10 protein-coding genes are annotated in these 13,033 nt (G+C 65.6%); 4 read left to right on the top strand and 6 right to left on the bottom strand.

Features of this window, described 5'->3' with window-relative positions; genetic code table 11:
* The first annotated feature begins 97 nt into the window (after positions 1 to 97).
* The 4 genes from RPB_RS20300 (at position 98) to RPB_RS20285 (ending at position 7,015) form a co-directional block, all read left to right on the top strand.
* Positions 98 to 1,624 (top strand): flavin-containing monooxygenase, encoded by a 1,527-nt coding sequence (locus RPB_RS20300; protein ID WP_011442905.1) that lies wholly within the window; start codon positions 98 to 100, stop codon positions 1,622 to 1,624.
* Between the two features lie 325 nt (positions 1,625 to 1,949).
* Positions 1,950 to 3,149, top strand: a complete 1,200-nt coding sequence (locus RPB_RS20295; protein ID WP_011442904.1) for an efflux RND transporter periplasmic adaptor subunit — start codon at positions 1,950 to 1,952, stop codon at positions 3,147 to 3,149.
* A gap of 6 nt (positions 3,150 to 3,155) precedes the next feature.
* On the top strand, positions 3,156 to 6,317 hold the full coding sequence (locus tag RPB_RS20290; RefSeq protein WP_011442903.1) for an efflux RND transporter permease subunit: 3,162 nt from the start codon (positions 3,156 to 3,158) through the stop codon (positions 6,315 to 6,317).
* 221 nt (positions 6,318 to 6,538) lie between these two features.
* Positions 6,539 to 7,015: a hypothetical protein gene (locus RPB_RS20285; RefSeq protein WP_011442902.1), complete on the top strand. Its 477-nt coding sequence runs from the start codon at positions 6,539 to 6,541 to the stop codon at positions 7,013 to 7,015.
* Between the two features lie 103 nt (positions 7,016 to 7,118).
* Here RPB_RS20285 and RPB_RS20280 read toward each other — a convergent pair whose 3' ends face one another.
* The 6 genes from RPB_RS20280 to RPB_RS20255 form a co-directional block, all read right to left on the bottom strand.
* Positions 7,119 to 7,571 (bottom strand): PA2169 family four-helix-bundle protein, encoded by a 453-nt coding sequence (locus tag RPB_RS20280; protein WP_011442901.1) that lies wholly within the window; start codon positions 7,569 to 7,571, stop codon positions 7,119 to 7,121.
* Between the two features lie 117 nt (positions 7,572 to 7,688).
* On the bottom strand, positions 7,689 to 8,921 hold the full coding sequence (locus RPB_RS20275; protein WP_011442900.1) for a Coenzyme F420 hydrogenase/dehydrogenase, beta subunit C-terminal domain: 1,233 nt from the start codon (positions 8,919 to 8,921) through the stop codon (positions 7,689 to 7,691).
* Positions 8,915 to 9,412 (bottom strand): DUF427 domain-containing protein, encoded by a 498-nt coding sequence (locus RPB_RS20270; protein ID WP_011442899.1) that lies wholly within the window; start codon positions 9,410 to 9,412, stop codon positions 8,915 to 8,917. Before RPB_RS20270 ends, RPB_RS20275 begins: the two co-directional genes overlap by 7 nt.
* Positions 9,413 to 9,496: 84 nt before the next feature.
* Positions 9,497 to 9,985: a CIA30 family protein gene (locus RPB_RS20265; RefSeq protein WP_011442898.1), complete on the bottom strand. Its 489-nt coding sequence runs from the start codon at positions 9,983 to 9,985 to the stop codon at positions 9,497 to 9,499.
* A complete protein-coding gene (locus RPB_RS20260) occupies positions 9,985 to 11,595 on the bottom strand; it encodes an alpha/beta hydrolase (protein ID WP_011442897.1) in 1,611 nt (536 codons plus the stop codon). Before RPB_RS20260 ends, RPB_RS20265 begins: the two co-directional genes overlap by 1 nt.
* On the bottom strand, positions 11,595 to 12,908 hold the full coding sequence (locus RPB_RS20255) for a DUF3422 family protein (protein WP_011442896.1): 1,314 nt from the start codon (positions 12,906 to 12,908) through the stop codon (positions 11,595 to 11,597). Before RPB_RS20255 ends, RPB_RS20260 begins: the two co-directional genes overlap by 1 nt.
* Positions 12,909 to 13,033: the final 125 nt, after the last annotated feature.

The raw sequence follows: 13,033 nt of genomic DNA, 5'->3' as shown, positions 1-13,033 counted from the left end.
TTCACAACCGCCGCTGCGGGCGGCCAAGAAAATGCTGGGCAAAACACCGCGCAGGCGTCAATCTGGTTTCCAACGACAGAAAAAAAGTCGAGGAAACATGACCCAGCTTGCCGAAGCCGACGCGCCGCGCGTCGACCCCTCCGCCACGGCCCGATCCTGCCCCGACCATGTCGACGTGCTGATCGTCGGCGCCGGAATTTCCGGAATCGGCGGCGCCTATCACCTGACGACGCAATGTCCCGGCACCAGTTTCGCGGTGCTCGAGACGCAGGACAGCTTCGGCGGGACCTGGCTGACCCATCGCTATCCCGGCATCCGCTCCGACAGTGATCTCTACACGTTCGGCTATCGCTTCAAGCCGTGGACCGGAAAGCCGATCGCGACCGCGGCCGAAATCCGCGACTATCTCGGCGAGGTGATCGACGATAACGACCTCGACCGGCACATTCACTATCGCCACCGCATCGTGTCGGCGGACTGGTCGAGCGCGGACAAGCGCTGGAGCATTCTGGCGGAGCGAACCGACACCGGCGAGGCGGTCCGCGTCACCGCGGATTTCCTCTGGATGTGCCAGGGCTATTACCGCCACAGCGAAGGTTACACCCCCGAATGGGAGGGCATGGCGGCATTCAAGGGCCGCATCGTCCATCCGCAGACCTGGCCGGACGATCTCGATACGACCGGCAAGAAGGTCGTTGTCATCGGCTCCGGCGCGACCGCCGCGACGCTGGTGCCGGCGATTGCGCCGAACTGCGAGCACGTCACCGTGCTGCAGCGCTCGCCGACCTATTTCATCCCCGGGCGCAACAAGATCGAGATCGCCGACACGTTGCGCGAGCTCGGCATCTCCGAGGACTGGATCCACGAGATCGTCCGGCGCAAGATCCTATTCGATCAGGCCACCTTCACCCGCCGCTCGATGACCGAGCCGGAGGTGGTGAAGCAGGAACTGCTGGCCGGCGTTCGCGCCCACCTCGGTCCGGACTACGATCTCGATCCGCATTTCATGCCGAGCTACCGGCCGTGGCGTCAGCGCATCGCCTTCGTGCCGGACGGCGATCTGTTCAAAGGCATTGCGTCGGGCAAGGCGTCGGTGGTCACCGACGAGATCGTGCGATTCACCGAGACGGGGATCGCGCTGAAGTCCGGCGAAACGGTCGCGGCCGACATCGTCGTCACCGCGACCGGCTTCAACCTCAATGTTCTCGGCGACATCGCCTTCAGCATCGACGGCAGGCCGCTCGATTTCGCCGATACCGTGACCTATCGCGGTATGATGTTCACCGGTGTGCCGAACATGGTTTGGGTATTCGGTTATTTCCGCGCGAGCTGGACGCTGCGCGCCGATCTGGTGGCGGATTTCGTCTGCCGTCTGCTGCGTCATATGAAGCAGCACAATTGCCGCAGTGTCGTGCCGGCACTGCGCCCGGAAGACGCCGGGATGGAACTGCTGCCCTGGATGGACCCGGAGAACTTCAACCCGGGTTACCTGATGCGCGGCATGAGCCTGCTGCCGAAACGTGGCGCCAAGCCGGAGTGGCAGCACAGCCAGGACTATTGGACGGAGAAGGACGAGTTGCCGAAGATCGACCTCGATGATCCCGTTTTCGTCTATGGCAGGTAGCGAGCGCAGCTGCCGCCGAACCGCCGCGCGATTCGGTTGCCCCTGTTAACTATATGTTAACGATCAGGAATAATGCGCCCTGCCAGGGCGGTGCGAGACCTGATCAAGGCCCGGTCACGACAGCGTGACGCCGCAAAAAGGCTGCGGCGTCAGTCGGTTCCGTCGCGTGTGACATTGCGCCGCCACGCCGCAATGTTGTGATGCACCAATTCAACCTTAATTTCTGTTCATCAGTTCTTCATACGCTGCGGCGGGGCCGCTCGGCGAAGCGTGAGCGTGTGCGTGCTGCCGGCAGCGGCGCCGAAATTTTGACGAGGTCATTCGAATGCGGGGATCCATCAGGTTTGCCTTGACGGCGGTGACGCTTGCGTGTCTCGCGCCGGGGTTGGCCGGCTGTAACGACCCGAAGACAGCGAATGCGGCGACGCCCGAGAAGCCGGAAGTCGGCATCATCACGGTGAAGCCTCACGCCCGTGCGATCGTTCGCGAACTGCCCGGCCGCATCGCGCCGATCCGCGTCGCCGACGTGCGGCCCAGGGTCTCCGGCATCGTGGTCCACCGCCCGTTCAAGCAGGGCAGCGAGGTCAAGGCGGGCGATCCGCTCTACGTCATCGACCCGCGGCCGTTCGAGGTCGAATTGAAGGCCGCCGAGGCCGCGCTCGCCAAGGCGCATGCGGCGCGCGAGCAAGCGTTGCAGCAGGCCAATCGTGTGGCGATGCTGACCAGGGAGCAGGCCGCCTCCAAGGCGCAGAACGAAGTCGCGGCCAGTAATTCGCGGCAGGCCGATGCGGAGGTCTCCGCCCGGGAGGCCGAAGTCTCGCGCGCCAAGCTGAACCTCGAATATGCCACCGTCCGGGCGCCGATCAGCGGCAGGATCGGCGCTGCGCTGGTGAGCGAGGGCGCTCTGGTGGTCCAGAACGACTCCAACAGCCTCGCCACGATTCAGCAGCTCGATCACGTCTATGCCGACTTCACCCAACCGGTCGCCGAAATGGTCCGGCTGCGTCGCGCTTTCGAATCCGGCGAACTCGACCAGATCGCGCCGGACGCGGCGCGCGCCCGGCTGGTGCTGGACGACGGCACGGTCTACCCGTTGCCCGGCAAGCTGCTGTTCTCGGAGTCGAAGGTCGACGCCTATACCGGCCAGGTGACGCTGCGCGCCGAATTCGACAATCCGAACCGCGAATTGCTGCCCGGCATGTATGTCCGCGTGCGGATCGAGCAGGGCTTCGACGCCGACGCGATCTCGGTGCCGGAGGAGGCGGTCCAGCGCAACGGAGGCGGCGGCAGCGAGGTCTTCGTGGTCAAGGACGACAATCGCGTGGCGGTGCAGCCGGTCCGCGTCGGCTCGCAGCAGGACGGCCAGTGGCTGGTGCTCGACGGCCTCAAGCCGGGCGCGCGCGTCGTGGTCGAGGGCTTCCAGAAATTCGCGGCTGGAGACGCCGTCGTTCCGGTGAGCCTCGAGGAAACCAAGTCCGCGACCGCAGCCCCTCCGACGACGGGCAGCACGCAGAAGCTGCAGTAAGCGCCGATGCCCGCATTTTTTATCGACAGGCCGATTTTCGCCTGGGTCGTCGCGCTGTTCATCTGCCTTCTCGGCGCGATCTCGATTCCGTTTCTGCCGATCGCGCAATATCCGATCATCGCGCCGCCGTCGATCTCGGTGTCGACGCAATATCCCGGCGCCTCGCCGGAGAATTTGTACAACAGCGTCACCCGGCTGATCGAGGAAGAGCTCAACGGCGCCAACGGCATTCTCAATTTCGAATCGACCTCCGACTCGCTCGGTCAGGTCGAAATCATCGCCAATTTCGAGCCCGGCACCGACACCGAAATGGCGTCGGTCAACGTGCAGAACCGGATCAAACGTATTGAGGCGCGGCTGCCGCGCGCCGTTTTGCAGCAGGGCATCCTGGTCGAGGAAGCCTCCAGCGCGGTGCTGCAGATCATCACGCTGAGTTCGACCGACGGCTCGCTCGACGAGGTCGGCCTCGGCGACTTCATGATCCGCAACGTGCTCGGCGAAATCCGCCGCATTCCCGGCGTCGGCCGCGCCACGCTGTATTCGACCGAACGCGCGCTGCGGATCTGGATCGATCCCGACAAGCTGGTCGGCTACAATCTCACCGCCGACGAGGTCACCAAGGCGATCGAGGCGCAGAACGCCCAGGTCGCGTCCGGCGCCGTCGGCGCCGAGCCGAGCGCCAAGGGGCAGAAGACCTCGGTGCTGGTGCTGGTGAAGGGGCAGCTCTCCTCCGCCGACGAGTTCGGCGCGGTGGTGCTGCGCGCCAATCCCGATGGTTCGACCGTTCGGCTGCGCGACGTCGCGCGGATCGAGATCGGCGGCTTCAGCTACCAGTTCAACACCCGCCTCAACGGCAAGCCCACCGCCGGCCTCTCGGTGCTGATGTCGCCGACCGGCAACGCGCTGGCGACCGCGAGCGCGGTCGAAGCCAAGATGAAGGAGCTGTCGCGCTTCTTCCCGGCGAACATCAGCTACCAGATCCCGTACAACATCACGCCGGTGGTCGAGGCCTCGATCACCAAAGTGGTGCACACGCTGCTCGAGGCGGTGGCGCTGGTGTTCGTGGTGATGTTCCTGTTCCTGCAGAACATCCGCTACACCATCATTCCGACCATCGTGGTGCCGGTGGCGCTGCTCGGCACCTGCGTGTCGCTGCTGCTGTTCGGCTATTCGATCAACATGCTGACGATGTTCGGCATGGTGCTGGCGATCGGCATCCTGGTCGACGACGCCATCGTCGTGGTCGAAAACGTCGAACGCATCATGGCCGAGGAGGGGCTGCCGCCGAAGGAGGCCACCCGCAAGGCGATGACGCAGATCACCAGCGCCATCATCGGCATCACGCTGGTGCTGATCGCGGTGTTCGTGCCGATGGCGTTCTTCCCCGGCTCGGTCGGCATCATCTATCGGCAGTTCTCGGTGACCATGGTGTCGGCGATCGCGTTCTCGGCGCTGATGGCGTTGACGCTGACGCCGGCGCTGTGCGCCACGCTGCTGAAGCCGGTCGTCAAGGGCCACGCCCATGCCGAACGCGGCTTCTTCGGCCGGTTCAACCGCATTCTCGACGGCACCCGCGAGCGCTATTCGCGGATCGTGCGGTGGAATCTCGGGCGAACGGGCCGGCTGATGATTCTCTACGCCGTGCTGCTCGGCGTGCTCGGCTGGGGACTGGTCAGGATGCCGGGCGGCTTCCTGCCGATCGACGACCAGGGCTTCATCACCGTCGACCTGCAGACGCCGTCGGATTCGTCCTACAACCGGACCTTCGAGGTGATCAAGAAGGTCGAGGATTATCTGCTGAAGCGCGACGGCGTCGACAACGTCACCTTCCTCACCGGCTTCAGCTTCCTCGGCCAGGGCATGAACGCGGCGCAGGCCTTCGTCACGCTCAAGGACTGGTCCGAGCGCGACGGCAAATCCTCCGCGGCAGCGATCGTCGACGACGCCAACAAGGCGCTCGGGTCGGTGCGCGATGCGCGCATCGCGGCGCAGCAGCCGCCGCCGATCGACAATCTCGGCAACTCCTCGGGGTTCAGCTTCCGCCTGCAGGACCGCGGCCAGAAGGGCTACCCCGCGTTGATCCAGGCCAGTCAGCAACTGGTGGCGGCGGCCAATGCCAGCCCGATCCTCGAAAACGTCTATGTCGAAGGCCTCCCGCCGGCGCCGGTCATCAATCTGATGATCGACCGCGAGAAGGCCGGCGCCTTCGGCGTCACCTTCCAGGACATCAACAATACGATCTCGACCAATCTCGGCTCGGCCTATGTCAACGACTTCCCGAACCGCGGGCGGATGCAGCGCGTGATCGTGCAGGCCGACATTCCCGACCGGATGAAGGCCGACGACATCCTGACCTATTCGGTGAAGAACAGCCGCGGCCAGCTCGTGCCGCTGTCGTCCTTCGCGACAATCGAGTGGTCGAAGGGGCCGACCCAGGTGGTCGGCTTCAACTACTATCCGGCGATCCGCGTGAGCGGTCAGGCCCGTGCCGGCTACACCTCGGGCGATGCGATCGCCGAGATGGAGCGGCTCGCCGCGCAATTGCCCCGCGGTTTCGGTTACGACTGGACCGGCCAGTCGCTGCAGGAGAAGCTGTCGGGCTCGCAGGCGCCGTTCCTGCTGGCGCTGTCGGCGCTGGTGGTGTTCCTCGTGCTCGCCGCGCTTTACGAGAGCTGGACGATTCCGGTCGCCGTGCTGCTCACGGTGCCGCTCGGAATCATCGGGGCGGTCGTCGCGGCGACGACGCGCTCGCTGCCGAACGACGTGTACTTCACGGTCGGCCTGATCACGATCATCGGGCTCGCGGCCAAGGACGCGATTCTGATCGTCGAATTCGCCAAGGATCTGCGCAAGGAAGGCAAGTCGCTGCGCGAAGCGACGCTGGAAGCCTGCCACCTGCGGTTCCGCCCGATCGTGATGACCGGCCTCGCCTTCTGCAGCGGCGTGCTACCGATGGCGATTGCAACGGGCGCCGGCGCCAAGAGCCAGCAGGCGCTCGGCACCAGCGTGATGGGCGGCATGATCGCGGTGGTGGTGCTGGCGCTGCTGATGGTTCCGGTGTTCTTCGTCGTGGTGCAGCGGCTGTTCGCCGGCGATCGGTCCGACGATCCGGTCAGGGCGCCCCACGAGGTCCCGATGCACCCGCAACTGCCGAAAGAATCCGCCTAGCTTTTCCGGTTCTGATAAAATCAGAACCGGAGCTCTAGATTCTTGATTTGACGCGTTTTCGTCACGCGCACCGGCATCCACTTCGCACGAAAACGCTATAGCGATCCGCGTCCATCATTCTGCGAGGCGGCAGGAACCTTTCTGAAAACCTCTCGTTGGTTGTCGACAGACGGTCATTACTACTCGTCACTACGCGTCGACACACAACCTCGGAGGATTTCATGGACGGAGAGCAACCCATCAGCTGGCTGATGTTTTTCACCCTGGCGGCCGGCCTCGCGATCGTCGGATTCGCATTTCTCAACTTCATCAAGTCGCGGTCCAATCGTGCCGTGGCCGCCGACACGCTCGAAGGCAACGGTTCCGGCCGCGGAGCGGCACCGGACGGCGCGCTACCGGAACTGGTGGGCATCACCGTGTTCGCCATGATCGCGATGGCGCTGCTGGCGACCGGGGTGAGTGCGCGCAACGACACCCAGACCGCGCAGATGACGCCGCCGGCGGCGAACGACGCGGCCGGGACCACCACTGGCAGCTCATCGGGCAATACGACCGGCATGGCGCAGCCGGAGGGGATCCAGAACCAGCCCAAGCGCTATCAGCCGGCCAATCCGGGCACTGATCCGCGCACCGCGCCGACCGGTTCCGACGCTGGCGTCGGCAACTCGCCGGGCAACACCGGAACGCTGACCAAGTAACCGGACGGCATTTTCGGACTGACATCCGACTGAAACGAAATCGGGGGCGAAAGCCCCCGATTTTTTGTGTTTCCGATCTTTTTGTGCCGGCGTGCAGCGGCGATCAGGTCTGGGCCGCCTCATAGGCGGCGTTCTGCTGCTGCATCAGCTCGATCTTCTCGCGGATCTTGTTGCGCTGCGCGGTCAGCGTCGCGACGATCGCCGGCGCGCCGGCCGAGGCCTGCACCGCCTCGTCGTATTTCGCGAGGTTCCGCTTCTCGCCGTCGATCAGGCCGGGCAGCACGCTGCCGTCGAGCCCGTCGAACAGCGAACGCACGCTCATGATGGTCTTGTGAACCACGCTCATGAACGAACCGCTGTCGTCGGCTTCTTCGCCGGCGTTGAGCAGCATCCCAGCGAGTTCCTCGGCGTTGCCGTGATGTAGCGCGATCATGTCGCGGAACAGCGACGTCAGGCCCTTGCCTTCGGCATCTTCCAGCGCTTCCTGGTAGCCGTTGCGGGCGTCGATGGCGCTGGTATTCAGCGTCTTCAGGTGATCGAGAATGTCGGTGTCCAAGTGAGCCTCCCTGCTGGGTTCGGGAGTCACGCGACGGAATATCGGCCCGCCGCCTCCCGGCGCGCTAACTTGGTTCTGACAGACCGGTTCCGTGGCGGACCTGCCGCAGGTGAGGTGTTAGTTGCGCCGCTCGGAGTCGTCGGGCTCGAGCCCGTAGGGTTTGACCAGCGCCCAGACGTGCGCCGGTACCATGTTCTTGATCTTCTGTTTGTAGTTTCGGCGCAGATGCAGCACGGTTTCGACCGCCTTCATCTCGACCCGGGCGCGGCCGAATTCGAGCCCGCGCGGGCCGACCTTCGGCATCAGCCAGCCCATGAACGGCCGCAGCCAGTTCGGCATCCCGCGCACCGGCAGGCCGCCGGCGGCGAGCTCGGTGTTCTTCAGGAAGCCTTTCACCGGCGCGGTGCGGTTCCCCGCGCTGGTCGGCTCGCTCAGCCGCACTTCGTCGCCGAGCAGGTCGAGCAGTTCCTCGCCGCGCTGGTTGCGCACCAGCAGCCATTGCTCGCCGCGGCCGGCCATGTAGCCGACGGTGATGTCGGCCAGCGTATTGGTGTAGTCGACGCAGGTGCGGCAGGTGATCGGGAAGAAGTCCGGCTTCAGTTTCGAGATCGGCAACAACAGGAACGGAATCGCCTGCACCCGGCCGTCGGTGAAGCGAAGCTCGACATGATAGTCGGCGCGGAATTCCAGATAGGTGATGGTCTCGGGTCGGTCCGACAACAGATCGAGGAACTCGTGGAAATTTTCGGTCGTGGTGTTGTCCGAGCACGGCGTGCCGATCACATACAGCCGCTCGAAGCCGAGCTTCCGCTCCAGCGAGCGCAGCGCATAGACCTGGCATGGAATGCCGATCACCGCGATCCGCTTGTAGCCGGCGGCGCGCGCGGGCTCCAGCAGCGCCAGCGACGGCGCATAGCCCATCCGCATCCCGCGGCACTGCGCCATGCCCTCGGGGCTGGTCACCAGCACCGGCATCGGCTTCCATTTGTCGGCCGGGTCCGGCGCCATCGTCAGCACGGCATCGACCGCGCCGGTTTCGAGGAGGCGTTCAGCGATCCGCGTGGTGATCCCGGTCCATTGCGCGCCCTCACGCGGCTGCTTCATCGCAGCCTGCAGCATCCGCCGGTGCGGGCCGAAGAAGGCCTCATCCGGCTTCGACGGATCGCGGTTGCGTCCGTGCACCTGGAGTTCCATCGCCGGATAGTCCGGCTTGATGAACTGGCAGGCCTGTCCGCATTGCTTCGGATCGCTCATCCGCGACACGCCGCAATCGGTGCACAGCTCGCGCGGCGCGGGATCGTTCAGCGCCGGCGACCACACCGGCGCCGTGGTTCCGCTCTGCTCTACCATCCGCGCGTTCCTGCGCCACCCTTGAACGGGCCGACCACCAGCGAGGTGATCCAGCCGCCGTAGAAATCGCCTTGTTGCGGCTGCACGCGCTCGTCGCTGACGAAGCAGGCGTCGACTCGCGACGCGTAGAAGGCGAGATGATCGGCGATCGGCGCGAAGGCGGGGGAGGGCGATGGATAGCTCCAGGCGGCGTTGTCGGAGCGGCGGTCGCCGGCCTCGATCGACCAGTAGCGGGCTTCGCCCTTGAACTCGCACCAGGACGACCCCGACGCCTTGCGCATCAGGTCCATCCGGATATCGGTCTGCGGAATGTAGTAGACCGGCGGGTGACTGGTCTCGAGCACGCGAAACCCCGAAATGCTGTCGGCGATCGTTTCGCCGTTGAATATCACCCGCAGCCGCGCGGAAACCGGCTCCAGCCGTGGCGGGCGCGGATAGTCCCACACCGATTCCTGGCCGTTCGCGGGCACGTCGCGCCTGGGTCCGAACATCGTGCGGTTTCTCTATTCGGCGGCGGCGACCGTCGCCATTCGCCATAAGTCAGATCGCTCGCGTGAGCGCACGCTCGCCCCGATTCAATAGAGCCAAAGCCGCATGACGGATAGATCTGCATCAAAGGCGCGGCCGATTGCGACCAGCCCGATGCGGCGCAACCGCGCGAGGTTCAACGGGGTCTCGATGCGATGCGGAACAAACTGCCCGAACGGCAGCTGCACCACGGCCGGTTCCGGCGACGTCACGAAGCTTTCGCGGTAGGATTGCTGCGGCCGGAGCATGTCGGTGGTGCGCAGATGGACGCCGTAGCGTTCGCCGTTGCCCGCGACCTCGAGGCCGACGCCGGTGAAGCCGCCGGCGTCGTAGGCGCCGCCGTCCGGCGCCAGATCCATCGCGATCTGGATGAAGCCGCCGTTGTTCTCGGTCGACACCGCGCCGCGCATCCGCGCCGCAAGACGGCCGTGGAGCTCGGTCGCCTGCAGCGTGCCCCGCGAGACCCCGCCCATCACCGCGTCGGTGACCAGGCGCCAGCGCCGTTCGCCGCCTGCCGGCCAGAGCTCGATCTGCATCAGCGGATCACCATCGGGAACGTCACCGCGATCGCCCAGGCGAACAGGATCGCATTGGCGAGCGCGCCGGGGAGGGGGTGGTTGGTCGCCTTGTAGGTCCAGTTGCTGATCACGCCGAAGGCGATGAACAACAGCAGGATCGCCGGCACGATGATGATCAGGAAGAACAGCTTCTGCAGATTGAGCGCGACGGCGGCGGCGAGCGAGGCGAGGAAGCAGAATTTCGCCAGCGCATAGGCACCGCGTCTGGCGCCCGTGCCATGCGCCATCCATTCCGCGGTGAGAAAATACGGAACCGTGCCGCAGGCGACCGCGGCGATCAGATGCAGCCGCGGTTCGATCGGCATGAACGAGAATGCGTAAGTGTCGAGCGGCACGCCGAAGCCGATGATGTTGTAGGCGATCGCCGCCACCGACGCGATCACCAGCGCCGTGATTGCGACGCGCGGATGCGCGGGGTCGGGCAGCGACTCCAGTCGCTCCAGTCCGGGCGCGTGATGCGTGGAAGCATGGGCCTGAGAATGCGCCTTGCGGCCGCGCCGGCGGATCAGCAGCAGGATCGCGGCGGTCAAAGCGCCGTACAGCAGAAAGTGCAACGTCAGATAGTCGCCGAGCAGGATGGTCAGGAAGTCGGTCGGCGCCTTCCAGAGGATCAGCGGCGTCAGCACGGCGGGGACGATTGCGGCGATCAGCAACGGTTTCCACGCCAGACTGGCTCCCATCGGCAGCGGCGCCGCTTGCGGCAGCAGCTTCGACAGCGGCCAGGCCATCGCGATCAATCCGCCGAACAGCAGCGCCAGCCAGACCGGGCGGCGATCGATCCAGCCCGCGCTTTGCCGGCCGAACGATTCGTTCATCCATTGCAGCGATTCGCGCATGCTGTCCTGGCTGTACAGCACGCCGATATGTTCGACTCCGGACGAGAACGCCACGCGCCGCGCGGTGCCGTCGGCGAAGCTGCCATAGCTCCGCCCGGCCACCGCCCCGCCGCCGGCGACTTGATCGACGATGCGGAGGCCCTCGTCCTTCAGCATCTGCGGTTCCCAGTCGCCGACGATCACCAGCAGATTGTGCGGCAGGGTCGGCGTCGATTTGCGGGTGAACACCGACACCGCGACGGTGGCGGTGATCTCCGGATGCGCCACCGCATAGGCGACGACGATGTCGGACGCCATCGAATGCCCGAGCACCGCGGCGCGGCCGTCGCTTTGCGGCAGCGCGCGGGCGTAGTCGGTGACCCGGGCGAGGTCGTCGACCAGCACGCCGGTGATTTTTGTCGGCTCGTCGACGTCGCCGACCATCGTCACGGGGTTGCGGCCGTGGCCGGTGAAATCGAACGTCACCGCGATATAACCGTTGCGCGCCAGCGTCTGGGCGAACGGCTGCATGAGTTGTTGCGAGCCGGCGAAGCCGTGCGCGATCACCACCACCGGCGCGCGCGTGGTGGTCGGCTCGCGGAACACCGACACCGGCGTCTGGCCGACGCGCGCATGGGTGACGATCAGGTCGCCGCTGGCGCGATGCAATTGCCACAAGGCGGTGGCGATCGCGATCACCGCGACGAGGGCGACGAGCAGCCGCGCGAGTGTCGACCTGGCGGCGATGGTCATCAATCCTCGCTCGCGATGTGTTTCCTGCGGATGCTGCGCACCGTCCACCAGATCGAGAACGCGGCGATCGGCACGAAACCCGCGGTGACGAGGCTCGGCTCGACCGTGATCTGGCCGGAATCGTGCAGACCCTTCACCAAATAACCGAACAGCCCGACCACGTAGTAGGTGATCGCCGCGGTGGAGAGGCCTTCGACGGTGGCCTGCAGCCGCAATTGCAGCCGCGTCCGCGCGTTCATCGATTTCAGCAGCTCTTGATTCTGATGTTCGAGCTCGACGTCGACGCGGGTTCGCAGCAGGTTGGCGGCGCGGGCGAGTTTCAGCGACAGGTCGGATTGTCGCGCCTCGGTGGTGGTGCAGGTGCGCATCGCCGGCTTCATCCGGCGGGCGAGGAACGACGACCAGGTCGGCAGGCCGCCGACCTTGCGTTCGCCGAGCGTCGCCAGCCGGCCGGTCATGATCTCTTCATAGGCGCGGCTGGCGCTGAAGCGGCCCAGACTGGCGGCGGCGCCGGCTTCGACCTCGGCGGCGAGTTCGGTCAGTTCCTGCAGCAGTCTGTTGTTGATGGCGAGATCGGCCGCCTTGCGCATTTCGGCGGTGACTTCGGCGAGGCGGCGCTCGCCGTTGCTGATCGAGGGACCGAGCCGCTGCGCTTCCGGCAGGCCGAGCAGCGCCAGCGTGCGATAGGTCTCGATTTCGAGCACACGCTGCACCAGCGCTCCGGCGCGCTCCGGCGCCATGCCGCGATCGATCACCAGCACCCGCACGAAGCCCGAGGGACCGGGCTGGAAATCGGTGGCATAGACCGCCGCGCCGTCGGAATTCTCCGCGACAGCGAGGCTGGCGCGATCGAACAATCGCTCCGGCGCGGTGCGCGGCGGATCGTCCGGCAGCGCATGCAGATCGACCGCGACCAGCAACGGCCCGGGCTGGGGCACCAGCCGCATCGGCGAAGCCAGCGACGAGGCCTCCGGATGAAACGGCATCGCGACCGGGTCGGCGGTGAATTCCCAGGTGTAGGTGGTGAATTCGGAATGCTGTTCCCAGCGCAGCATGGTCGTGCCGAACGAGGCGCGGTGATGCTTCTCGTTGGACGGCGGCGGCTGCAGCCCGCGTGATTCGCAGAATTTCGTCAGCGCGATGCGATCGGCCTTGGCCTTCTCGCCCGAGGTGTCGAACGCGAAATGCAGCACCCGCGCCGGCACTGCGAGCGCAGTGAACGGGCGCGCGTGAACCTCGCCCAAGACGGCCGCCCGCAGTGGATGCGGCGAAAGTCTACCATCGCCATCACCGATCAGAACTTCAGCCGTCATAGGGGGTTTGACCTTGCTCAACATTGCGCTGGTTGACTTGAGTAGCATTGCAGCGCGATGGACAGAAGCCGAAAGGTTTTACCTGCGCAGGCAGCGTCAAGCCGTCGCTGGCTCCGGACTTGTTC

Source organism: Rhodopseudomonas palustris HaA2 (assembly GCF_000013365.1).
Classification (GTDB): Bacteria; Pseudomonadota; Alphaproteobacteria; order Rhizobiales; family Xanthobacteraceae; genus Rhodopseudomonas; species Rhodopseudomonas palustris_J.
Note: the sequence above shows the minus strand (reverse complement) of the source record. Positions and strands in the feature narration are given on the sequence as shown.

Coding starts and splice junctions, on each gene's coding strand:
- RPB_RS20300 (WP_011442905.1), top strand. CDS start 98: ATGACCCAGCTTGCCGAAGCCGACGCGCCGCGCGTCGACCCCTCCGCC.
- RPB_RS20295 (WP_011442904.1), top strand. CDS start 1,950: ATGCGGGGATCCATCAGGTTTGCCTTGACGGCGGTGACGCTTGCGTGT.
- RPB_RS20290 (WP_011442903.1), top strand. CDS start 3,156: ATGCCCGCATTTTTTATCGACAGGCCGATTTTCGCCTGGGTCGTCGCG.
- RPB_RS20285 (WP_011442902.1), top strand. CDS start 6,539: ATGGACGGAGAGCAACCCATCAGCTGGCTGATGTTTTTCACCCTGGCG.
- RPB_RS20275 (WP_011442900.1), bottom strand. CDS start 8,921: ATGGTAGAGCAGAGCGGAACCACGGCGCCGGTGTGGTCGCCGGCGCTG.
- RPB_RS20270 (WP_011442899.1), bottom strand. CDS start 9,412: ATGTTCGGACCCAGGCGCGACGTGCCCGCGAACGGCCAGGAATCGGTG.
- RPB_RS20265 (WP_011442898.1), bottom strand. CDS start 9,985: ATGCAGATCGAGCTCTGGCCGGCAGGCGGCGAACGGCGCTGGCGCCTG.
- RPB_RS20260 (WP_011442897.1), bottom strand. CDS start 11,595: ATGACCATCGCCGCCAGGTCGACACTCGCGCGGCTGCTCGTCGCCCTC.
- RPB_RS20255 (WP_011442896.1), bottom strand. CDS start 12,908: ATGACGGCTGAAGTTCTGATCGGTGATGGCGATGGTAGACTTTCGCCG.